Below are 24,569 nucleotides of genomic sequence, written 5' to 3'. Positions count from 1 at the left end.
AATACCTATCCTAATTTAACATAAACTTCTAAAGTGTTGTATCGAAAGAATAAATCAAAATGGTAACTTTGCTTCCGACCATTCGGAATTTACAAAAATTATGTTAGACAAAGACAATACTATTGAAGTTCAAGGCGCTCGCGTTCACAACTTAAAAAACATAGATATTTCCATTCCTCGTGAAAAACTGGTCGTAATTACTGGTCTTTCCGGTTCTGGGAAATCCTCTTTAGCTTTTGATACCATTTATGCCGAAGGGCAACGCCGTTATGTAGAAACTTTTTCTGCTTATGCGCGTCAGTTTTTGGGTGGTTTGGAGCGTCCCGATGTTGATAAAATCGACGGACTTTCTCCAGTAATTGCCATTGAACAAAAAACGACCAGTAAAAGTCCGCGTTCCACTGTGGGAACTATCACTGAAATTTATGATTTTCTGCGTTTATTGTACGCGCGTGGTGCTGATGCATACAGCTACAATACCGGCGAAAAAATGGTTTCCTATTCTGATGAACAAATCAAAGATTTGATAATTCAGGACTTTACAGGTAAACGAATCAATATTTTGGCACCAGTTATTCGCGCTCGAAAAGGGCATTATGCGGAACTTTTCCAACAAATTGCCAAGCAAGGATTCCTTAAAGTTCGTGTCAATGGCGATGTGCTGGACATTACTCTGGGAATGAAATTAGACCGTTACAAAACACACGACATCGAAATTGTTGTGGACCGAATGGTGATTGAAGATACGCCAGATAACGAAAAACGCTTGACAGAAAGCATTAACACCGCCATGCATCATGGGGAAAATGTATTGATGGTTTTGGACCAAGATTCTAATGAAGTACGTTTTTTTAGCAGGAATTTGATGTGTCCAAGTACTGGAATTTCCTATCAAAATCCGGAACCGAATTTGTTCTCTTTCAACTCACCAAAAGGCGCTTGCGACCATTGTAACGGATTAGGAACGGTAAACGAAATCAATACTAAAAAGATTATTCCAAATCCGAAATTATCTATAAAAGCAGGTGGTTTTGCTCCAATAGGCGAATACAAATCATCCTGGATTTTTAAGCAATTAGAAATCATAGGCGAAAAATATGGATTCAAATTGACTGATGCCGTGGAAACTATTCCGCAGGAAGCGATGGAAATGATTTTGAATGGCGGAAAAGAAAAATTCACCATCAACTCCAAAGATTTAGGCGTTGCTCGAGAATACAAAATTGATTTTGAAGGGATTTCCCATTTCATAAAAAATCAGCATGACGAAAGCGGTTCCACAACTATAAAACGTTGGGCAAAGGAATTTATGGACGAAATAAAATGTCCTGTTTGTGAAGGTTCCCGTTTGAAAAAAGAAGCGATGTTCTTTAAAATTAATGAAAAAAATAGTACCGAATTGTGCGATATGGACATTTCGGATTTAACCGCTTGGTTTCTTGATTTAGAAAACCATTTATCTGATAAACAAAAGATTATTGCTACTGAGGTAATCAAAGAGATTAAGGACCGATTGAACTTTTTGATGAATGTAGGTTTGGATTATTTGGCTTTAAGCCGAAGCTCAAAATCACTTTCGGGTGGTGAAGCACAACGAATCCGTTTAGCAACACAAATTGGTTCGCAGTTGGTTGGTGTTTTGTATATTTTGGATGAGCCGAGTATTGGTTTACACCAAAGAGACAATGACAAATTGATTCATTCTCTGGAACAATTACGCGATATTGGAAACTCCGTAATTGTGGTGGAACACGATAAAGATATGATTGAACGTGCGGATTATGTGATTGATATTGGACCAAAAGCAGGAAAATATGGAGGCGAAATTATCAGTAAAGGGACGCCTGCCGAAATCCTGAAACATCATACTATTACAGCGATGTACATGAATGGCGAGATGAAAATTGAAGTTCCAAAAAAACGTAGAGAAGGAAATGGAAAATTCCTAAAACTGACCGGAGCAACAGGAAACAACCTGAAAAATGTTTCTATAGAATTGCCTTTGGGTAAAATGATTTGCGTAACGGGAGTTTCGGGAAGTGGAAAATCAACTTTGATTAATGAAACGCTCTATCCTATTTTGAACGCTTATTATTTCAATGGTGTCAAAAAGCCGCAACCGTATAAAAAAATTGAAGGATTGGAACATATCGATAAAGTGATTGATATTGACCAAAGCCCGATTGGGAGAACACCGCGTTCGAATCCGGCAACATACACCGAAGTTTTCACCGAAATCAGAAATCTGTTTACGATGACTTCCGAAAGTATGATTCGGGGATATAAAGCGGGACGATTTAGTTTTAATGTAAAAGGCGGACGTTGCGAAACCTGCGAAGGTTCTGGTGTACGAACGATTGAAATGAACTTTTTACCGGATGTGTATGTAGAATGTGAAACGTGTCAAGGGAAACGTTTTAACCGAGAAACATTGGAAATTCGATACAAAGGAAAATCAATTTCGGATGTGTTGAATATGACGGTTGACGAAGCGGTTCCGTTTTTTGAAATGATTCCGAAGATTTACAGAAAAGTAAAGACCATTCAGGATGTTGGTTTGGGCTATATCACGCTTGGCCAACAAAGCACAACGCTTTCCGGCGGTGAAGCGCAACGCATCAAACTGGCTGGAGAATTATCCAAAAAAGATACTGGAAATACGTTTTATATTCTGGATGAACCCACAACCGGATTGCATTTTGAAGACATCAGAGTATTGATGGAAGTGATTAATAAACTGGTAGACAAAGGGAATACGATATTGATTATCGAACATAATATGGACGTGATTAAACTGGCCGATTATATTATAGACATTGGTCCTGAAGGTGGAAAAGGCGGCGGACAGCTTATTGCCAAAGGAACTCCGGAAGAAATTATAAAAATTAAGAAGAGTTATACGGCGCAGTTTTTGAAAAAAGAATTGACTTAAATTCCCCTCCTCTGGAGGGGTGCCTGAAGGGCGGGGTGGTTTTTATTTACTTTCATTTTCGCTACAATTGATATTTTTTTGTAAATTCAATCCTAAAAATCACCCCGTCATAAATGACAATACATCCAAAGGAGAGGAATAAAAAGCAAATCGTATGGAAAACAATGGCGAAATAACTGCTTATATAAACACGCAACCTATTTATAGAAATTACATTGAAAACTTACCTTACAACATAAAACTAAAAGCAAGATCACGAGCATTACGCAAAGCAGGTGTGCTATCAGAAGTCATTTTTTGGTTGCAAGTACACAAAGGAATGTTCTGGAAAATAGATTTTGACAGACAAAGAATCATTGGTAATTTTATCGTAGATTTTTATGTAAAAACTTTAGGATTAGTAGTCGAAATTGAAGGTTCAAGCCATGATAACAAAGAAGCGTACGACCAAAAAAGAGAAGATTATCTCGTTTCTTTAGGGTTAAAGGTTTATAGTATCTCTGATTTAAGAGTAAAACATGATTTGAATAATGTGATGATGGAATTAGAGAAATATATTATTGTAGAATTTGGAAATAAAGCGACTACTATCTGAAAATTTCGACAATAAAACCACCCCGCCCTCTGGGCACCCCTCCAAAAGAGGGGAAAAGCAGGCAGAATAATTGTAACTAAAGAAACTCCGGAAGAAATTATAAAAATTAAAAAGAGCTCTACGGCGCAGTTTTTGAAAAAAGAGTTACTTTAGTATTTTGGGAGCCCTAGCCCTGATGGAAGCGGCATCCTTTCTAGTCCTGAACTTGTTTCAGGATTCTGAAACAAGTTCAGGACTAGAAAGATAAAGCGGACAGCAGGAAATAGCTTCAAAAAATAAGATTTAAAATAGAAAATATGAGATTAGAAGATTTTGATAATGACGAGGATAAAGTAATCCAAGACAGACTGAAAAGAAAAACCTGGAACGAAATAAGAACTAATGACAGTTGGGCGATTTTTAAAATCATGGCCGAATTTGTGAATGGTTATGAAAGCATGGGACGCATAGGTCCGTGTGTGACTATTTTTGGCTCGGCTAGAACGAAACCAGAAGATAAATATTATTTACTTGCCGAAAAAATTGCTTACAAAATCAGTAAAGCCGGTTATGGCGTGATTACTGGTGGTGGTCCGGGAATTATGGAAGCTGGAAATAAAGGCGCACATCTGGGTGGAGGAACATCGGTGGGATTGAATATTGAGCTGCCTTTTGAGCAACATTTCAACCCGTATATTGACAGCGATAAAAACTTAAATTTTGATTATTTCTTTGTTCGAAAAGTAATGTTTGTCAAATATTCCCAAGGATTTGTGGTGATGCCGGGAGGTTTTGGAACGATGGATGAATTGTTTGAAGCGATGACTTTGATTCAGACAAAAAAAATTGCGAGATTCCCAATAATATTGGTGGGGACTAGCTTTTGGGCCGGATTGATCGAATGGATAAAAACGGTTTTAATAGAAAAAGAAGGTACTGTAAGCGCAGAAGACATGAATTTATTTAAAATAGTTGATACCGAAGATGAAGTCGTTGATGTATTAGATAAATTCTATAAAAAATATGATTTAACTCCGAATTTTTAATAAAAAAGCTGTCTAATCAACAGCTTTTTTTTATGTTAATTAGGCAGTTTTTATAGTGTTTTATTCTAAAAAAAAGTATATTTATTTTTTTAATAAAATCAATACCGGAATTTGAACTCATTCTTTAAAATTACGTTTTATACTCTTGTTTTATTACTTTCAATAAAACAATATGGACAACATCATTCTGATATAACAGCTGAGTTAAATACGGAGAATAAAACTTTGAATATTCAACAACAAATTACTTTTTTTAATCAGTCAAACGATACGTTGTCAACAATTGTTTTGAATGACTGGAACAACGCCTATTCTGATAAAAATACGCCATTGGCCAAACGTTTTTCGGATGAATTTTATAGAGGCTTTCATTTGGCTAAAGAAGAAGAACGAGGAAGTACGAAAAATTTAACTATTATTGATCCCAATCAATTATTCCTTTCATGGCAAAGAACGGAGAAAAACCCTGATTACATTGAAGTTAAATTAAAAGAAAAATTACTTCCAAACCAGAAAATCACTTTACATCTAACCTATATTGCTAAAATTCCCAGTGATAAATTCACTAAATATGGCTATAATAATAACGGAGAAATGAATCTTAAAAACTGGTTTCTTACTCCTACACGTTATGAAAATCATAATTTTATTACCTACAGCAACAATAATTTGGATGATATTGCCAATGCGGTTTCTAATTTTTACATTGACCTGAAAATCCCAGAAAATTTGGAAATCACTTCTGATTTGAATAGCAGTTTACCAAATAAGACTGGGGATTTATCAAGCTATAAATTGTCTGGAAATAACCGAACTGATTTTAGTCTTTTTGTAGAACCAAAATCCAGTTTTATTAGTTTTAAAAATAATGCAAACGAAGTACTGACTAATCTCAAAGAAAATAAAATAAGTGCCATTCAAAAAGCAGTTATTGTGGATCGGGTGATGAATTATGTAGATACTCTTATCGGTAAATATCCTCATGAAAAAATAATTGTTTCCCAAACAGATTATGAAAGAAATCCTTTTTATGGCCTGAATCAATTGCCATCTTTCTTAAGTCCATTTACAGATGAATTTATTTTTGAGATTAAGTTTTTGAAAACCTACCTGAGTTCCTATTTAAAAAATAGCTTGCGTTTAAATCCCCGAAAAGACAACTGGATTTATGATGGAATTCAAGTTTACGCGATGATGAAATATATTGATGAAAACCATCCAAACACGAAGATGTTTGGCAGCGTTTCCAAACTTCGATTATTAAAAAGCTATAACTTAACTAATTTAAATTTTAATGAGCAATACAGCTATTTTTATATGCTGATGGCTCGGAAAAATTTAGATCAGCCACTTGGTGATCCGAAAAATAGTTTAATAAAATTCAATGAACAAATTGCCAGTAAATACCGCGCCGGATTGAGTTTTAGATTTCTGGACGATTATCTGGAGCACAATGAAGTAAACAATAGCATTCGTCAATTTTACACTGAAAATAAGGAAAAACAAGTTTCGAGAACTGATTTTGAAACCATACTAAAATCAAATACCTATAAAGACATTGACTGGTTTTTTAAAACAATAGTTGGTTCACGCGAAATCATTGATTACAAATTTACTAATGTTACAAAAACGAAAGACAGCATTACTTTTTCAGTAAAAAACAAAACTAATGTTTTGGTGCCAATTCCTGTTTATGGAGTAAAAAAAGGTGAAGTAGTTTTTAAGAAATGGCTTGATGCCAATGAAATGGACAGTGCTTTTACAATTGAAAGAAAAAATGCCGACAAAATTATTTTAAATTACAAAAACGAAGTTCCTGAATATAATTTAAGAAATAACTGGAAAAAATTAGAAGGTTTTTTTCCAAATAATCGTCCGGTAAAATTTGTCTTTATGAAGGATTTGGAAGATCCATATTACAATCAAGTTCTATACGTGCCTACGCTGACTTATAATTATTATGATGGACTTAGTCCAGGATTAAGGCTTCATAATAAAACTATTTTAGATAAGCCGTTTACATTTGATATCAATCCATCCTATTCAACTAAATCAGATAATTTATCTGGATTTGCTTCTTTTGTAGTTAATAAAAATTACAGAAATAGTACTTTATACAATGTAAAATATTCTGCCACTGGTTCCTTTTTCCATTATGCACCAGATGCGACTTATCTAAAAATAAACCCTACAATTCTAATGCGGATTCGCCAGGAAAGCTTTAGAGACAATAGAAAACAGGCTATTCTATTACGTCAAGTATTGGTAAACAGAGAAATGAGCAATTTTATTACTGATAATTCTACCGAAAATTATTCGGTTTTTAACGCCAAATATTTCAACACCAGAACAGAAGTTACCAATCATTTTAATTTCATTTCTGATGTCCAAATATCAAGTAAATTTGGAAAAATTGCGACCGAATTAGAATATAGAAAACTCTTTGAAAATAATTTTCAAATAAATTTACGATTGTATGCCGGAAGTTTTTTGTACAATAGATCCGAATCCGATTTTTTCAGTTTTGCATTAGACCGCCCAACGGATTATCTATTTGATTATAACTATTATGGAAGATCTGAAAGCAAAGGTTTTTATAGCCAACAATTTATATTAGCTGAGGGTGGTTTTAAATCAAAACTAAATACCCCTTTTGCCAATCAATGGATTACCACTTTAAACGGAAGTTTTAATATTTGGAACTGGATGGAAATATATGGTGACATAGGTCTTATTAAAAATAGAACCCAAAATGCGAGATTCGTATATGATAGCGGAATTCGTCTGAATCTAGTAACGGACTATTTCGAATTGTATTTTCCAATTTATTCCAACAATGGATGGGAAATTGCACAAAATAACTACAACGAAAAAATTCGATTTGTGGTTACATTCTCACCAAAAACATTAATCAATCTTTTTAATCGAAAATGGTTCTAATCCAACATAAAAACTGACATTAATTACATTATTCTCTAAAATAGAGTTATTAAAATATGTATATCAAAATAATACATCTGCTAAATACAAATTAATTACTAATAATTAAATTATATTTCTTTTAATGAATTATGAAAATAGCTAGTTTTTAATTAAATTTGCAGCACAAAGTTATACTTTCAATTATGATAAAAGAAAAAATCAATACTACCCTGACATTTGAAGATTTCAAAACTGAAGTATTAAGTGACTATAAAATAGCCACAATTAGCAGGGAATGTAGCCTGTTAGGACGCAAAGAAGTATTGACTGGAAAGGCTAAATTTGGAATATTTGGCGATGGAAAAGAAGTGCCTCAGTTAGCTATGGCAAAAGCGTTCAAGAATGGAGATTTCCGTTCCGGTTACTACCGTGATCAAACTTTTATGATGGCCATTGGTGAATTAACCATGCAGGAATTTTTTGCAGGCTTATATGGACATACTGATATTGTACAAGAACCAATGTCTGCAGGAAGACAAATGGGCGGCCATTTTGCAACGCATAGTTTGAATGAAGACGGATCTTGGAAAGATTTAACCAAACAAAAAAATTCAAGTGCTGACATTTCTCCTACTGCAGCACAAATGCCGCGATTACTGGGATTAGCACAGGCATCAAAAATATACCGCCAAGTTTCAGGAATTGCCAATGCAGCAAATTTTTCTGTAGATGGTAATGAAATAGCTTGGGGAACAATAGGAAATGCAAGTACCTCTGAAGGATTATTCTTTGAAACTATAAATGCTGCCGGTGTTTTACAAGTGCCTATAGTGATGAGTGTTTGGGATGATGAGTATGGAATTTCTGTTCATGCAAGACATCAAACAACTAAAGAAAGTATCTCAGAAATTTTAAAAGGATATCAAAGAGAAAGTAATACTAATGGTTTTGAAATACTAAAAGTAAAAGGTTGGGATTATGCCGACTTAGTTGCTACTTATGAAAAAGCAGCTACTATTGCTCGTGAAAAACATATTCCGGTTTTAATTCATGTAAACGAATTGACACAACCGCAAGGACATTCCAGTTCAGGATCTCATGAGAGATACAAAGACTCAAATCGATTAGCATGGGAAAAAGATTTTGATTGTCTCCGTCAAATGAAACTATGGATGATTGCCATCAATATTGCATCTCCGGAAGAAATTGAAGCGATTGATCTACAAGCTAAGAAAGACGTTTTTGAAGCTAAAAAAGCCGCATGGAATGCTTTTATTGAACCTATAGTTGAAGAACAAAAAGAGCTTGTTTCTTTACTACAAAAAACAGCCGAAACAAGCAAAAACAAAGAAAGAATACTAAAACTGATTACCGATTTAAACAGTATAAAATCGCCTTTGAAAAAAGAGATTCTTGTAACTGCTCGAAAAGTATTACGTTTAGTAATGAATGAAACCGGTAAAGAAGAACTATCACTTTGGATCACTTCGTACACCAATAAAACGCAACAGACATTCAGCAGTAACTTATTCTCAGAAACTGATTTAAATGTGTTTTCAGTAGAAAAAGTTTTACCTGAATATTCTGAAAATGCAAAAGAAGATACGGATGGTCGCATGATTTTACGTGACAACTTTGATGCTATTTTTACAAAATATCCTGAAACACTAATTTTTGGTGAAGATGCAGGAAACATTGGCGATGTAAATCAGGGTTTAGAAGGAATGCAGGAAAAATACGGAGAACTTCGTGTTGCCGATGTAGGAATTCGTGAAGCAACGATCATTGGTCAGGGTATTGGAATGGCTTTAAGAGGCTTACGCCCTATTGCCGAAATTCAATATTTGGATTATTTGCTGTACGCTATCCAGATCATGAGTGATGATTTAGCGACATTGAGATACCGTACAGTAGGCAAGCAAAAAGCACCTTTAATTATAAGAACACGTGGTCATCGTTTAGAAGGAATCTGGCATTCAGGATCTCCTATGGGAATGATAATAAATGCCATAAGAGGAATTCACGTTTTGGTTCCAAGAAATATGACACAAGCAGCTGGTTTTTATAACAGTTTATTGGAATGTGATGAGCCTGCTTTAGTAATCGAATGTTTGAATGGATACCGTTTGAAAGAAAAAATGCCATTGAATTATGGCGAATTCAAAACACCAATTGGAGTTATCGAAACTTTGAAAGAAGGTACTGATATTACATTAGTTTCTTATGGTTCCACTTTAAGATTAGTGCAACAAGCAGCCAAAGAATTACTTGAAGTTGGCATTGATTGCGAGATTATCGATTTACAATCATTGTTGCCTTTTGATGTTAACCAAGATGTGGTAAAAAGTATTGCCAAAACGAATCGTCTATTAGTAATTGACGAAGATGTTCCGGGTGGTGCTTCGGCTTATATCTTACAACAAATTATAGAACAACAAGACGCCTACAACTATTTAGACAGTAAACCACAAACCTTGGCTGCAAAAGCGCATAGACCAGCTTATGGCACAGATGGTGACTATTTTTCAAAACCATCTACTGAAGATATTTTTGAAAAAGTATATGGGATGATGAATGAAGTAAATCCAGTTAAATATCCAAGTTTGTATTAGAAAAATCTTAAATCATTAAAAAGCCAGACAAAAAAATAATTTTGTCTGGCTTTTTTGTTGTGGTTTTTACATAATAAAAAGCCACCCCGAACTTAATCGAGATGGCTTTGATTTAAAATCGTTATTACAAAAACATCATTCCTGTTTTATCAGTTTGACCGTCTGTTGGTTAACACCCTGTTTTACTATGGCAGTATAATAACCTCGCGGCAGTTTTTCACCAAACTGAATGGGTTGTCCATTACTTTTTTCAATGTGATTCACCATTCTACCAAATATATCATACACCGTGACGTCTATTTTTTCAGTACTGCCACCTTCAATTACCAAAGTAAATTCATGATTGGTTGGATTAGGGTAGGTTTTCACATTGAATAGAGATGACTCCTCAGGTTTACTAACTTCAGCTGTTTTCGCAGTAATTCCAGCAGAGGTCGATGAATTACGAACTTGGATTTTACCTCCATTTAAAGTCTGCCATACCGTTTTACCGCCAGACCAATTACTGGAGAACAACAATCCAACACTTCCAGCACCCGATAATTGTACTCCTACTCTATCCAATACACCCGTATTTACGGTAGTAGATTCCCAGGCTGTCATGACTAAACTGAGATTACCTCCTAATGAAATGGGACTTAATGGATTTGTAATGTCATTCAAATTGGCTTTAGTACTAATAGTGGCTCTTCTAAAAGTTATGGCTGAACCTGAAGCTGTGCCTCCTGAATTATTAACATTCTCAACCACTAAGGATCCAATTGATGTGCCTTTGATTTGGTAAATCCTTTGCACACCATTTACCATTCTTCTATAAATAACATTTACTTTACCCTGCAAATTCTTACCACTTGGATTCCATTTCATTACAAAGCCAAAGTTCATTCGTTTGCCGGCTGTCCCAGCATAAGTACCCGCAGAATTATTCCCGAATACTATATAACCACCACCGGTAACAAAATCCTGTCCTGGCAAAGCCAGTGTTACAGGAGTAGGGCCGTCTGTACCGCAATAATAATTATTCAAACCAGAATAAACATCATAAATTCTGCCGCCACCACTTGCTTCGGCACTGCTTAATACAGTATTTAAACTTGTTGTTACAAAACCTTCCTGTTTATTTAGCGGATTCACTAAACCAACAGGAGTACTGGCTGTACCTAAAAGAGTACCATTGATTGCACCATTCCAGAATGTAGCGGTAGCATTCCTGATATCTCCTCTTGCTCCACTAGGGGTATCATCTCTATCAAGAACATAATCAGACAATACTAAAGTACCCGATAAGTTATTAGGATTAACGGTGAAATATGTCTGGCCATTATAGGTGACATCTGCATTCTCACAAGTTACCGTAAGCGGAGTTGTTGGATTACTTACCATATAATCCGAATCAGTTCCAGTATAGTAGGCTGTGACTGTTTTAGATCCTGGTTTCAAGGGTCCGTCTGTCGGATTAAGCGGATCATTCAGATTGGAGTCATAAAGCATATCTTCCAATAATGGAATGTTTGAAAGAGTAGCTATCCCATTAGCATAGATATTCGCTTCACCCATCACTAAATCTCCAATTTTGAAAGTTACTTTTCCTCCAATAGTTCCCGCACCAGTACAATTGTAAGGCGTAACTGTGGCAACAAAGCTAACTTTATCACTGTATTGTTGTGAAATTGGAGTTACAGTAACTGTTGTCGTCGTTGATACTTTATTTACATTTACTGTGATAGAACAAGTAGATTCATTACCTGCTGTGTCCGTTGCAGTCCATGTTATTGTATTTAAACCAAAATTCAAATCGACACCAGCCATTGAACCATTGCCACTATTTGTTGTAGCACCTGTTGTAGTCCATGAAAGAGATACTGTTGTACAATTATCGGTTGCCGTTGCATCGAACTCAGTACTATCAACCTTATAAGTACACAGACCCGCATCTGTATTATGGTTTGTATATACAGCAATAGGACAAATGATTACTGGTGGCTGGTTATCTAAAACCGTAACCGTAAAGCTGCAGACCACCGCTGTGGTCACACCATCAGTCGCTGTCCAAGTTACTGTTGTAATTCCTTTATTGAACACTACACCAGCTAACGTTGAACCTGTTCCTGTTGTTACTCCGGTTAATGCATAGGTCAGCGATGTTACTGCGCAGTTGTCCGTCGCTGTGGCATTGAACTCTGTCAGCACTGCTGTATATCTACAAACTCCTGCATCTGCATTGCGATTTGCATTCACGGTTACCGGACATGTGATTACCGGCTGCTGGTTATCTAAAACCGTAACCGTAAAGCTACAGACGACCGCTGTGGTTACACCATCAGCCGCTGTCCAGGTTACTGTTGTAATTCCTTTATTGAACACTACACCAGCTAACGTTGAACCTGTTCCTGTTGTTACTCCGGTTAATGCATAGGTCAGCGATGTTACTGCGCAGTTGTCCGTTGCTGTGGCGTTGAACTCTGTCAGCACTGCTGTATATCTACAAACTCCTGCATCTGCATTGCGATTTGCATTCACGGTTACCGGACATGTGATAACCGGCTGCTGGTTATCTAAAACCGTAACCGTAAAGCTGCAGACCACCGCTGTGGTTACACCATCAGTCGCTGTCCAGGTTACTGTTGTAATTCCTTTATTGAACACCACACCAGCTAACGTTGAACCTGTTCCTGTTGTTACTCCGGTTAATGCATAGGTCAGCGATGTTACTGCGCAGTTGTCCGTCGCTGTGGCATTGAACTCTGTCAGCACTGCTGTATATCTACAAACTCCTGCATCTGCATTGCGATTTGCATTCACGGTTACCGGACATGTGATCACTGGCTGCTGGTTATCTAAAACCGTAACCGTAAAGCTGCAGACCACCGCTATGGTCACACCATCAGTCGCTGTCCAGGTTACTGTTGTAATTCCTTTATTGAACACTACACCAGCTAACGTTGAACCTGTTCCTGTTGTTACTCCGGTTAATGCATAGGTCAGCGATGTTACTGCGCAGTTGTCCGTTGCTGTGGCATTGAACTCTGTCAGCACTGCTGTATATGTACAAACTCCTGCATCTGCATTGCGATTTGTATTCACGGTTACCGGACATGTGATTACCGGCTGCTGGTTATCATTTACTGTCACCGTAAAACTACATGTACTTGAATTACCCGCAGCGTCAGTTGCTTGTATAGTATTTGTAGTTATACCTACCGGAAAACAACTTCCGCTTGGCAATCCTGCAATCTGAGTGACTGTGATTGGGCCTATACAATTATCGCTTATTAAATACCCGTTTACTCCATTTATCTCAAATTCTAAAATCATTGTTTGTGATGGGGCATTACAATTTGCACCAGCAAGCCCTCCCCAATTTGGATCTCCCCAGTTTGGTCTCATAATCATACTTGAAGTGCATGCACAATATGATGGATTATCTATACTAACCTCAACACTGGGTACACCCGGTACGCAACCACCACATTGTCCACTACTAGTAACATACCAGGTATGACCCAAATCACTAACAGAGCCATTTGTTCCGGTTCTAATCAATTGAGCTAATTGAGCAATCGCTGTTGGATTAGTCATACTTACACCTGTAGTATTTAAGGAGCCTTTCATAGTAACCTTAGTATAAGGGTTTGGAACAAGTTGGCTTCGAAAAGTATTCCAAGTTGTACATGCAGTTGAGGAAGCCGTTTGACCTTGTACAAAACTTTGATTATAAATGATAGTATTCATTTGCTGAAAGTTTACAACAGTGCAACATTGACCTAAACTAGCATTAACATTGATATTTGCTGGACAAGTAATTGTTGGAAGCTGATCATCATTTACCGTTACCGTAAAACTGCATGTTGTTGCCGTATTTGTTCCATCGGTTCCACTTAATGTTACCGTTGTAACGCCTTTGTTGAAAGATACCGTTCCGCTGCCTGTTCCATCGGCAATACCTGATACTGTACCTGTAGTTGCACCGCTTAATGCATAACCCCAGATTGCAGCTGTACAATTATCTGCTATAGGATCAGCAATAGTGTAGTTTGCTGCGCAGGTATTTGTTATAGTATTTAACGTTTGATTACCAGGACACGTAATTATGGGTTTCTCATTATCATTAACCGTTACATTAAATGTACAGGAATCAGTACCGCAATCATTAGTTGCTGTCGCTGTCACTAAAGTCGTACCCACAGCAAAGAAACTTCCCGAATCCAGAGAATACGTTATTGTCGGCGAAGTTCCTGTTGCAGTGGCTTCATTGGTGCCCGTGAATGAAACATTTGCTCCGCATTGTCCTGTATCGTTATCTACCGTAAAATCCGAGGGGCAGGTTATGATTGGCGCTAAACACTGATTTGAAGAAGCAACAATAAAAGGGAATCCGTTTGCGGCAAGAGCAATGGCATTTAAAGATCCAGGATATCCACCAAATTGGCAATGAGATGTGCATCCTGACCCGACACCAGAATTTGTTATTCCACTCATTATTGGATGGCTTGGCTCAACTATAGCATATGGGGAGGGACAGTTACTTCCAACCGAATTCACGGAAATTACATTCGAAAGAAAATTGATAGGTACATTGTAATTGTTATAAAAAGTACAACTTGCAGAAAAGAATAATCCAGTACCAGAACCATCGGCAATAAAGTTGATAGTGTTTGTGATAATCTCTTGATACTGCCCATCCCTATGTAAAAGGTAATCAGCACCTATCAAACAAATTCTTCCCGTAACTGCCGGAGACCAAATACTTTTATTAGCATTTAAAATCATTAAATTACTATCACTATTACCACCACTACCTCTACACGCATTATCAGGAATAATTATTACATCATATGACGCAAATTGTGCAGTTGTCATTGTATTCCATTGTGCTGCTGTAACAACTGTTACTGTATGCCCAGCTGCCACAGCTAAAGTTTGCTCGTTTGGGGATGGTGATAACATTGGTCCATATATTAAAACATTTCCTGCCATACAATTAAAAATGCAGAATAATAGTAATGTAATTGAACTCATTATTTTAAAGTATACTGTTTTCATTTTAAAAATTTTAAATTAATAAATACTTTCATTTTTCAAATTTTGGAAATGATAAATTAAGACGTACCGAGTATTTATTTCAATTAACTTCATTCCAAAAAAACTGGAATTATATACCGTCAAAAACATATTATACCGTTTGTTATTTCAAATTAGTCCAATAAAAATTGAACTAAATGAGATATGCAACAGTATTATACCTGAACGATAAACTAAAATATAATTAGCATTGGTATTATTTTATATTTCTAATTGGTATTAGGTTTCGATAAAAGACAAGAATAGCCACAAGAGAAATTAAATTCGTTTCTCTATATACTTTCTATAAAAAAAATGAGGGATAGTTTTTTCCTTTGCTAAAAAAGTTGTTGTTTTCCATAGACGCCTTGTTTTAAATTACAATTTTAAAATCGGCATAAAATACAGCCGGTTACCGTCGGTTCGAAACTAATTCGAATGACCATAAATCAATTAAAAATATAGTAGGTGGGGCGTTTAATTATGGTAAATAACCAGTATTCAAATGAATCGTTCCTTTGTAATCCAAATATAACAGGAATAATTTTAAAAAAGAATACCTACAATTGGGTATTTTTAAGTTTTTATTTTCAATCGGTTGAAAACAAAAACAGTACGGATTTATCATCCTCTTTCATAGACGCCCTGTTTTAAAATTACTGTTTTAAAATCGACATAAAATATAGCCGGCTACCGTCGGTTCGAAACTAATCCGAACAACCTTAAATTAATTAAAAATGCAGTAAATGGAGCGTTTTATTATGGTAAAATTGTTGGATTTAAAACTATATCAAAATTACAAAACAATAGTACCGTTAATTTATTTTTAACTGTAATTAACTTAAAATCATGTATTTACATTTATTATTTTTGATGTTTATAAAAAAATACTGACTTGCATATTGAGCAGCAAGCGACTATTTCTCTAAACCCTCTTCAGAAGACATTTTCGAAAAAGTATACGGAATGATGAATGAGGTAAATCCAGTTAAATTTCCAAGTTTGTATTAAAACTTAATTATTTATAAATTGAAATTCCAATCTTATAGGTTGGGATTTTTTTTAAATTCTATAGAATAGTCCGTTATAAAAATTAAATCAGTAAATTGTAAATCAATTAATTAGCTAACAACTATAATAAAAAAAAGTAAAATGAGAAAAACAACCCTGTTTTTAGGAATATTGTCAATGATTACAATTGCTTCCTGTAAAGAAAAAGAAGAAACTACTACTGTGCAAACTGAAACTTCAAGCGAAACAACAACTACTGAAGCTGCAGCAGTTTCTGGAGAAGCGAAAGATAGTACGTCTATAAAAGTAGGTACAGATGGTGTAAATGTTACCACTAAAGATGGCACTACTAAAACCAGTGTCGATGTTTCCGGTGGTGAAGCAAAAATTGAGATTAAAAAATAACATTCATTTATTCTCTTAATTAAAAGTTATAATGCCAATGTAAATTTTTTATGTTGGCATTTTTTATTTTAATTTAAACTTTATTAAAAATAATCGAAAATGAACACTTTAGAAACCATTTTAAAAAGCATACAAAATGTCAAAGTGATAGATGATTCTATAGATTATAAAAACTATATTCATTTAGATTTATCAACTCTCAATATTGAATTATCAAAATTGGATGTTAGCAATGCAATTGATTTCGATATATATATTGAAAATTATTTAACGGCAAGTAAAAAAAAAGTAGTTTTTGGAGGATATAATGAAGAACGCAATTTGTACAAACGAAGTGCTGTTTTTAATGATCCTAAAACAGAAGAACGTAATATTCATATTGGATTAGATTTATGGATAAAAGCTGGAACTCTTGTATTAGCTGCGCTTGACGGAACGATTCACAGTTTTAATTACAATGCTGGCTTAGGAGATTATGGTCCAACCTTAATTTTAGAACACAAAATAGAAAGTCAGATTTTTTATACTTTATACGGTCATCTTTCGTTAGAAAGTATTACTGAAATTGAAATTGGAGATATTGTTAAAAAAGGACAACAAATAGCAACTTTAGGGAATTCAGCAATTAATGGAGATTATTCCCCACATTTACATTTTCAAATTATAAAAAACATTGGAGCTAATTTTGGAGATTATCCTGGAGTTTGCAGCAAAAGTGATTTGGATTATTATCTAGAAAACTGCCCAGATCCGAACTTATTATTAAAAATTACATAAATTATGAAAAAAATAATTCTTATTCTAGGCATCATTTTGCTTATTGGTTGTAAATCTAAAACTGTTGTTACCGCTCCTATACTTGAAGAAGCCAAAATAGTTAAACTAGCATTTTCTGAAGTCAGCGTATCTCAAAAAGACAAAGCCTACGAATTAGGAAAAAGGGTTTTAATGACGTGTAACACTTCTAAGTTTAAACCTTTTAACGAAAGTGAAGCAACAGCTTCGGTAATTAAAAATACAACTGAGGAAAGATTAACAAAAACTTGTACCAGATTCCGTCAATATTACGGCACGTTCAAAGACCTGCAATTAGTTGAAATCTATAAAAACAATAGCGATCAAACTACTATTTTTCGTTACAAAGCATTGTACTCAAAGAAAGTTGCCAATAAAGAGCTTCGGGTTTCAATGAATCAAGAAAATAAGGTTTCATCTATTAAATCATTGGATTGGATAGATACTTTTCAAAACAAATAACCTCCAGTAATAGAACTGAATTAATGAATCAAAAAGTCCGGCTTTTTTTATTATTTATCGCAACCATTTCTGCAACAAGTCAAGAAACATTGAGTTTTAAAGGCTCTAAACCCTATCGAGCTACGAACTCTTGGAATTTTATTTGTGAAAACTACGCATTGACTGGAGCTGCAGCTATTCAAATTGCAAAAACAGAAAAAGGCGGAATCCTGAAATTAAGCGTTGAAACTACAAACCCGGCATTCAATATTGCAGGAATCGTTTATGTTTATTTGACTGATTATAGTATTATTACATGTTCGGATAAAGGAATTAGGGGAAATAATGGAAATCAGATTGTATCGTATTACTCCTTTTCACCTTTAGAAATGAATAAAATAAAAACTACTGATATTCAATCCATTCGTTTTAACATTAAAGGAAACGCTAATAAATTTAGTAGCCAAATAGGTAATTTTACAGCTTTTAATCGAAAACCATACTTTTCTACAGCAGCAGATAAAACCAAAAAAAGCTACCCTACGGCTGCAGAAATAACAACTTTATATCAATAGCAATTTAGACCCAAAACTAATTGTCTAAATAATTTCTCAGACCTTTTCTGCCTAAATAATTCTGATGAATCTGGGCGTCAATCTCTTTTGGATTATTTCAAGAAAGGTACTATTTCACAACAGGGTATTACTTTTATTAAATACTCAAATACTACCTTTCTCGGAGTTTATTCGTAAATTTATACTATTAAAAAATAGTAACTGCGTGTATCTGTCATAAAAACAAGCTGCATTTAATTACTTTTTTTCTCAGAACTCACATTATTAAAGGTACATTGAAATTAATAATGTGTGAATTATATAACTTTATTCGTAAGTTATATAAGTCCTTTTAAATGTATTTATTCGATTTTTACATAATCTGTTAAAAAAAATAATTTGAAACTATATATCAAATACATGGTCAGTAATCGCTGTAAAATGGCGGTAAAAGAAGAATTAAAAAAACTAGGACTACACTTCATTGTTGTAGATTTAGGCGAAGTCGAAATTATGGAAAATATTTCTATGGATCAAAGAGGAAAACTTAAATTGGCACTATTAGATTCAGGGCTTGAATTAATGGATGATAAGAAAGCCATGCTTATTGAGAAAATAAAAAATGTGATTATTGAAATGGTCCATCATTCCACTGAAAATATAAAAGTAAATTTTTCTGATTATTTGAGTGAAAAATTAAATCACGATTACACCTACTTGTCCAACTTATTTTCGGAAGTACAAGGAACAACTATCGAGCAATTTATCATCTCCCATAAAACGGAACGAATAAAAGAATTAATTATCTATGGCGAATTAAACATTACCGAAATCGCTTGGAAAATGAATTATAGCAGTGTTGCTCATCTCTCTAGTCAGTTTAAAAAAGTTACGGGGCTCTCCCCTTCTCATTTTAAACAATTGAAAGATAAAAGACGAAATCCAATTGAAGAAATTGGAAATATAACTGAATAAATTGTAAGGTACCAGTATGCACAAATCTCAATATACCAGAAATTTAATTGAAGCCAATTTTGGTCCTTTCGTTACTATTAGTTCCGAAGGGAAAATTACTGATGTTAATGAGGCATCAATAAAATTTACTGGAGTTTCACGAGAAGCATTAATAGGTACTGACTTTTCTGATTATTTTACTGAGGAAAAGAAAGCAAAAAAAGGCTGTCAGCAAGTTTTTGAAAAAGGATTTATTGCAGATTATCCGCTGACAATGAAACATAAAAACGGAAAATTAACCGATGTGTTATATAATGCTTCCGTTTATAAAGATGACGAAGGAAATGTTCTTGGAATTTTTGCAGCAGCAAGGGATATTACAGCTGAAAAATTAGCTTCACAATATCCACTAAGTCTGATTGAAGCAAGTCTTGATCCATTGGTTACCATAAATACCGAAGGCAAGATTACTGATATGAATGAGGCATTAGTAAACATTACAGGTATCTCACGAAAAGAACTTACGGGTTCTGATTTCTTTGCTTATTTTACCGAAAAACAAAAAGCACGTGAAGTCTATCTGGAAGTATTTGAAAAAGGATCTGTAGCTGATTCTCCGCTTACTCTTAGACATAAAAATGGAAAATTGACCGATGTATTATTCAATGGTTCCGTTTACAAAGACAATCAGGGAAATGTATTGGGAGTCGTTATTGTTGCAAGAGATATTGCCGGACAAAAATGGGCATTAGATTTACAAATTGCGAACAAAGAGCTTGCTTTTCAAAATAAAGAAAAAGAAAAACGCGCTGCTGAACTAATCATTGCTAATCATGAGTTATTATTTCAAAACAATGAGAAAGAAAAGCGCGCTGCAGAATTAGCAATAGCGAATAAAGAACTTGCTTTTCAAAACGATGAAAAAGAAAAACGAGCTAACGAATTAATCATTGCCAACAAAGAGCTTTTATTTCAAAATGATGAAAAAGAAAAACGAGCAGCTGAATTAGCTATTGCTAACAAAGAACTTGCTTTTCAAAACGATGAAAAGGAGAAACGAGCTAACGAATTAATCATCGCCAATAAAGAGCTTTTATTTCAAAATAATGAAAAAGAAAAACGGGCTGCTGAATTAGTTATCGCTAATAAAGAACTTGCTTTTCAAAACGATGAGAAAGAAAAACGAGCTGATGAATTAATCATTGCCAACAAAGAACTACTCTTTCAAAATAAAGAAAAAATTAAGCGGGAAATTGCAAATAAAGAACTGGAAGAACTGAGCTATACTGCAAAATTAGCCTCACAATATTCTCTTAGTTTGATTGAAGCAAGCCTCGATCCTTTAGTAACCATAAATACCAAAGGGAAGATTACCGACATGAATGAGGCTTTGGTAAATATTACAGGCATCAATCGTAAAGTATTGATTGGTTCTGACTTTTTTGATTATTTTACTGAACCACAAAAAGCACGTGAAGTTTATCAAGAAGTATTTGCTGAAGGTTCCGTTGCTGATTCTCCGCTTACACTTCGTCATAAAGATGGTAAATTAACGGATGTATTGTTCAACGGTTCCGTTTATAAAGATGATCGAGGAAACGTACTTGGTGTAGTGATCGTTGCCAGAGATGTAACGGATCAAAAAAGAATTGCCACAGAATTGGTCGAGGCGAGAGTATTTGCTGAATTAGCCACTGAAATTGCTGAAGAAGCAAAAATAAATGCTGAAAGTGCCACTATTATAGCTGAGAATGCAGTAAAGGCAAAACAGCAATTTTTGTCCAATATGAGTCATGAAATTCGTACCCCGATGAATGCGATTATTGGATTTACAAAAGTGGTATTAAAAACAGATTTGTCAAGCAAACAAAAAGAATATTTAAACGCAATAAAAATGAGTGGTGATGCATTAATCGTGCTCATCAACGACATACTTGATTTGGCAAAAGTAGATGCAGGTAAGATGACATTTGAGAAAATACCTTTCAAAATGAAGTCTTCCATTTCTGCCATGCTTCATTTATTTGAAACAAAAATTCAAGAGAAAAATTTAAGTTTGGTTAAGGAATATGATAGTGAAATTCCCGATGTTCTAATAGGTGACCCGGTTCGTTTACACCAAATTATTTTAAATCTGGTAAGTAATGCTGTAAAATTCACTACAGAGGGAAAAATTACGGTAGGTGTTCATTTACTGCATGAAGATGAAGATAAAGTAGTTATCGAGTTTGCCATAACCGATACAGGAATTGGTATTCCCGAGGAAAAAATAGAAAAAATATTTGATAATTTTCAACAGGCCTCCAGCGGAACTTCAAGATTATATGGAGGAACAGGATTAGGTCTGGCCATTGTAAAACAGTTAGTAGAACCACAAGGAGGCAGTATTCGTGTAAAAAGCAAGGTCAATGAGGGTTCCACATTTAGTTTTACTTTAAGTTTCCAAAAAACAAATGCCGATGCTGAATTAGAAAATGAGCTGATGGAATTAGACACTGAAATAAAAAACATAAAAGTATTAGTAGTTGAAGATATTGCGCTCAATCAATTATTGATGAAAACACTATTGGATGAATTTGGTTTTGATCGTGATATTGCCGAAAACGGAAAAATAGCCATAGAAAAACTAAAAGAAAAAGACTACGATATCATTCTGATGGATTTACAAATGCCAGAAATGAATGGATTTGAAGCCACAGAATACATTCGTAAAACAATGAATTCTAAAATCCCAATTATTGCTTTAACTGCTGATGTCACTACTGTTGATTTAGCAAAATGTAAGGCAGTGGGAATGGATGATTACCTTGCAAAACCAATTGACGAAAAACTATTGTATAGTAAGATAGTTGGTATCTTAAAGAAACCAAAACTTGCAAAACTTAGTGCAAAACTTAATGAAAAATTAGAAGAGAAATTGGAAGAAAAAGATAATACTAAGAAAAAAATAAAATGTATTGATCTGGTGTATTTAAATCAAAGAACAAAATCTAATCCAGCTTTAATGATGGAAATGATTTCACTATATTTAGCACAAACCCCCCCTTTAATTGACACAATTAAACAAAGTTTAGCAGATCAAAATTGGTCTTTATTAGGTGCCGCAGCACATAAAATGATTCCGTCTTTTTCAATAATGGGAATCAGTCCTAACTTTGAAAACATGGCAAAAAAAATACAGGAATTTGCAAGCGCACAAGAAAAATCAGAAGGAATACACGACTTAGTTCTCCAACTTGAAGAAGTTTGTTTACAAGCCTGCACTGAATTAGAAGAAGAACTTAATATAATTAAAAACACATAATGATAAAAAACGAAACAAAAATAAAAATTTTCCTGGTAGATGATGATGCCTTATTTTTAAAATCTTTAGAAATTGAATTCATGGAAAATGGGGATTTTGTAATCGAAACCTATCCAACTGGGGAACTCTGTATTGCAAATTTATCTCATAATCCAGATGTAGTAATATTAGACTATCAACTTGATGGTATTGTAGAAAATGCCATGAATGGTCTTGAAACTTTGGATAAAATAAAAGAATTCAATCCACAAATTCCAGTTGTAATGTTGTCTTCGCAAGATAAAATTGAAGTGGCCATAAACTGTATGCATCACAAAGCATTTGATTATGTAGTGAAAAGTGAAACTGCATTTGTTCGCCTGCAAAAAATAATCACTACCATTTTTAAATACCAAAAAATGGAAAAAGAATTAAGTTGGTATATGGATCGTATGTAATCCATTTTAGACAATTATGTTGTTTAAATTTCATCAATAGATACTATTAATCACTCCTGATTTGGTCAAAATCACCAAATTTATTATAAAAAAATGCGGTATAAAGACACATCAGATCTGGAAATTTCATTGCTATTGGAAGCTGTCTATCGGAAATATGGGTATGATTTCAGACAGTATTCTCAAGCTCATATCCGACGCAGGATTATGAACAGAATGGCAATTTCGGGATTCGAAGATGTTTCTCAAATACAATCTAAGGTTCTAAATGATGAACCATTTGCTTCCGAACTTTTACAGGATTTATCTATAACAGTAACCGAAATGTTTCGTGATCCTGCTTTTTATAGATCATTACGTGAAAAAGTTATCCCTATTTTAAAAACGTATCCCTTTATAAAAATATGGCATGCCGGCTGTGCTACAGGAGAAGAAGCCTATTCGATGGCTATCCTTTTGCAGGAAGAAGGCTTGTATGACAGGACTACCATTTATGCTACTGATTTTAACCAACTGGCTTTAAACCGTGCAAAAGAGGGTATTTTTTCGAACAAAATGATAAAAGAATACACTACAAATTATCAATTGTCGGGAGGAAAAGAATCTTTTTCGAGTTATTATACTTCCAATTATGATAACGTGATTATGAATCAATCATTGAAAAAAAATATTGTTTGGGCCAATCATAATTTGGTAACCGATAGTGTATTTGCTGAAGTACACTTAATATTATGCCGAAATGTGCTGATTTATTTTGATAAAAATTTACAAAACAAAGTCCAATCTCTTTTTTATAATAGCCTCATTAATGGTGGTGTTTTATGTTTGGGATCCAAAGAAAGCTTACGGTTTACCGATTTTTATGAAGAATATATTGAGTTGGATACAAAGCAACGAATATTTAAAAAGAAATATTGAAAATGCAATATGAAGCAATTGTAATAGGGGTTTCTTCCGGCGGTATGAATGCTTTGAAAATTATATCCTCCGCCTTACCGGTAAATTTCAGTACCCCGATTATAATAGTGCAGCATTTAAGTGCTCATTCCGATAGCCATTGGATAAAGTTATTAAATGAAAAAAGTCTTCTTGATGTAAAAGAAGCAGATGAAAAAGAGAAAATAGTAAAGGGTACAATTTATATTGCTCCTCCTAATTATCATTTGCTAATCGAAAAGGATAAAACCTTTTCCCTTACCATAGACGAACGCGTAAGTTTTGCAAGACCATCAATTGATGTATTGTTTGAATCGGCTGCCGAAGCCTATAAAAATAAACTAATTGGAATTGTACTCACAGGATCTAATCATGACGGGACAAAAGGTATAAAACGAATAAAGGAATGTGGGGGTCTGGCCATTATTCAGGACCCAAAAACAGCAGAATCCGCCTATATGCCAAAATCAGCAATTGATGCTATTGAACCTGATTATATTTTATCATTGGAGAATATAGTCGAGTTACTGATAAAAATTGATCAACAAAAAGAATAATTTCAATAAACTTTACAAATATTATAGA

General features: G+C 34.5%; 15 protein-coding genes. 14 read left to right on the top strand and 1 reads right to left on the bottom strand.

Features of this window, described 5'->3' with window-relative positions:
- Positions 1-100 precede the first annotated feature (100 nt).
- The 5 genes from uvrA (at position 101) to ACM55F_RS05405 (ending at position 10,086) form a co-directional block, all read left to right on the top strand.
- Positions 101-2,932, top strand: coding sequence for an excinuclease ABC subunit UvrA (gene uvrA / locus ACM55F_RS05425; RefSeq protein ID WP_416852728.1), 2,832 nt, complete (start codon positions 101-103; stop codon positions 2,930-2,932).
- 154 nt (positions 2,933-3,086) lie between these two features.
- The gene (locus ACM55F_RS05420) at positions 3,087-3,527 is read left to right on the top strand and encodes a DUF559 domain-containing protein (RefSeq protein ID WP_416852727.1); all 441 of its coding nucleotides are present in this window, start codon (positions 3,087-3,089) and stop codon (positions 3,525-3,527) included.
- Positions 3,528-3,823: 296 nt separating this feature from the next.
- Positions 3,824-4,552: an LOG family protein gene (locus ACM55F_RS05415; RefSeq protein WP_416852725.1), complete on the top strand. Its 729-nt coding sequence runs from the start codon at positions 3,824-3,826 to the stop codon at positions 4,550-4,552.
- Between the two features lie 192 nt (positions 4,553-4,744).
- Positions 4,745-7,492 (top strand): gluzincin family metallopeptidase, encoded by a 2,748-nt coding sequence (locus ACM55F_RS05410; RefSeq protein ID WP_416852802.1) that lies wholly within the window; start codon positions 4,745-4,747, stop codon positions 7,490-7,492.
- Between the two features lie 185 nt (positions 7,493-7,677).
- Positions 7,678-10,086, top strand: coding sequence for an alpha-ketoacid dehydrogenase subunit alpha/beta (locus ACM55F_RS05405; RefSeq protein ID WP_416852724.1), 2,409 nt, complete (start codon positions 7,678-7,680; stop codon positions 10,084-10,086).
- A gap of 135 nt (positions 10,087-10,221) precedes the next feature.
- Here the strand turns inward: ACM55F_RS05405 and ACM55F_RS05400 are convergent, their stop codons facing one another.
- Positions 10,222-15,129 (bottom strand): HYR domain-containing protein, encoded by a 4,908-nt coding sequence (locus ACM55F_RS05400; RefSeq protein WP_416852723.1) that lies wholly within the window; start codon positions 15,127-15,129, stop codon positions 10,222-10,224.
- Positions 15,130-16,299: 1,170 nt separating this feature from the next.
- On the opposite strand from ACM55F_RS05400, the gene ACM55F_RS05395 reads away from it, so the two are divergent.
- The 9 genes from ACM55F_RS05395 to ACM55F_RS05355 all read left to right on the top strand — a co-directional run bounded on the left by ACM55F_RS05395 (position 16,300) and on the right by ACM55F_RS05355 (position 24,541).
- The gene (locus ACM55F_RS05395) at positions 16,300-16,563 is read left to right on the top strand and encodes a hypothetical protein (RefSeq protein ID WP_416852722.1); all 264 of its coding nucleotides are present in this window, start codon (positions 16,300-16,302) and stop codon (positions 16,561-16,563) included.
- Positions 16,564-16,662: 99 nt separating this feature from the next.
- The gene (locus tag ACM55F_RS05390; protein WP_416852721.1) at positions 16,663-17,340 is read left to right on the top strand and encodes a peptidoglycan DD-metalloendopeptidase family protein; all 678 of its coding nucleotides are present in this window, start codon (positions 16,663-16,665) and stop codon (positions 17,338-17,340) included.
- A 3-nt stretch (positions 17,341-17,343) separates the two neighbouring features.
- Positions 17,344-17,820: a hypothetical protein gene (locus ACM55F_RS05385; RefSeq protein ID WP_416852720.1), complete on the top strand. Its 477-nt coding sequence runs from the start codon at positions 17,344-17,346 to the stop codon at positions 17,818-17,820.
- A gap of 23 nt (positions 17,821-17,843) precedes the next feature.
- Positions 17,844-18,374 (top strand): hypothetical protein, encoded by a 531-nt coding sequence (locus ACM55F_RS05380; protein WP_416852719.1) that lies wholly within the window; start codon positions 17,844-17,846, stop codon positions 18,372-18,374.
- A 399-nt stretch (positions 18,375-18,773) separates the two neighbouring features.
- Complete coding sequence (locus ACM55F_RS05375) at positions 18,774-19,328, top strand: helix-turn-helix domain-containing protein (protein WP_416852800.1); 555 nt, start codon at positions 18,774-18,776, stop codon at positions 19,326-19,328.
- 16 nt (positions 19,329-19,344) lie between these two features.
- Positions 19,345-22,611, top strand: a complete 3,267-nt coding sequence (locus tag ACM55F_RS05370; RefSeq protein WP_416852718.1) for a PAS domain S-box protein — start codon at positions 19,345-19,347, stop codon at positions 22,609-22,611.
- Positions 22,611-23,048 carry a response regulator gene (locus tag ACM55F_RS05365; RefSeq protein ID WP_416852717.1) on the top strand — a complete coding sequence of 146 codons (438 nt, stop codon included), beginning with the start codon at positions 22,611-22,613 and terminating at the stop codon, positions 23,046-23,048. The genes ACM55F_RS05370 and ACM55F_RS05365 overlap by 1 nt, the downstream gene beginning before the upstream one ends.
- Before the next feature lie 93 nt (positions 23,049-23,141).
- Positions 23,142-23,966 carry a CheR family methyltransferase gene (locus ACM55F_RS05360; RefSeq protein WP_416852716.1) on the top strand — a complete coding sequence of 275 codons (825 nt, stop codon included), beginning with the start codon at positions 23,142-23,144 and terminating at the stop codon, positions 23,964-23,966.
- Positions 23,967-23,968: 2 nt separating this feature from the next.
- Entirely contained in the window at positions 23,969-24,541 is a 573-nt protein-coding gene (locus ACM55F_RS05355) for a chemotaxis protein CheB (protein ID WP_416852715.1), read from the top strand.
- Positions 24,542-24,569 lie beyond the last annotated feature (28 nt).

Source organism: Flavobacterium melibiosi (genome assembly GCF_048158545.1).
Lineage (GTDB): Bacteria > Bacteroidota > Bacteroidia > Flavobacteriales > Flavobacteriaceae > Flavobacterium > Flavobacterium melibiosi.
The sequence above is the reverse complement of the archived record's forward strand: the minus strand, read 5'-3'. Positions and strand labels throughout refer to the sequence as shown.

Coding starts and splice junctions, on each gene's coding strand:
- uvrA (WP_416852728.1), top strand. CDS start 101: ATGTTAGACAAAGACAATACTATTGAAGTTCAAGGCGCTCGCGTTCAC.
- ACM55F_RS05420 (WP_416852727.1), top strand. CDS start 3,087: ATGGAAAACAATGGCGAAATAACTGCTTATATAAACACGCAACCTATT.
- ACM55F_RS05415 (WP_416852725.1), top strand. CDS start 3,824: ATGAGATTAGAAGATTTTGATAATGACGAGGATAAAGTAATCCAAGAC.
- ACM55F_RS05405 (WP_416852724.1), top strand. CDS start 7,678: ATGATAAAAGAAAAAATCAATACTACCCTGACATTTGAAGATTTCAAA.
- ACM55F_RS05400 (WP_416852723.1), bottom strand. CDS start 15,129: ATGAAAACAGTATACTTTAAAATAATGAGTTCAATTACATTACTATTA.
- ACM55F_RS05395 (WP_416852722.1), top strand. CDS start 16,300: ATGAGAAAAACAACCCTGTTTTTAGGAATATTGTCAATGATTACAATT.
- ACM55F_RS05390 (WP_416852721.1), top strand. CDS start 16,663: ATGAACACTTTAGAAACCATTTTAAAAAGCATACAAAATGTCAAAGTG.
- ACM55F_RS05385 (WP_416852720.1), top strand. CDS start 17,344: ATGAAAAAAATAATTCTTATTCTAGGCATCATTTTGCTTATTGGTTGT.
- ACM55F_RS05380 (WP_416852719.1), top strand. CDS start 17,844: ATGAATCAAAAAGTCCGGCTTTTTTTATTATTTATCGCAACCATTTCT.
- ACM55F_RS05375 (WP_416852800.1), top strand. CDS start 18,774: ATGGTCAGTAATCGCTGTAAAATGGCGGTAAAAGAAGAATTAAAAAAA.
- ACM55F_RS05370 (WP_416852718.1), top strand. CDS start 19,345: ATGCACAAATCTCAATATACCAGAAATTTAATTGAAGCCAATTTTGGT.
- ACM55F_RS05365 (WP_416852717.1), top strand. CDS start 22,611: ATGATAAAAAACGAAACAAAAATAAAAATTTTCCTGGTAGATGATGAT.
- ACM55F_RS05360 (WP_416852716.1), top strand. CDS start 23,142: ATGCGGTATAAAGACACATCAGATCTGGAAATTTCATTGCTATTGGAA.
- ACM55F_RS05355 (WP_416852715.1), top strand. CDS start 23,969: ATGCAATATGAAGCAATTGTAATAGGGGTTTCTTCCGGCGGTATGAAT.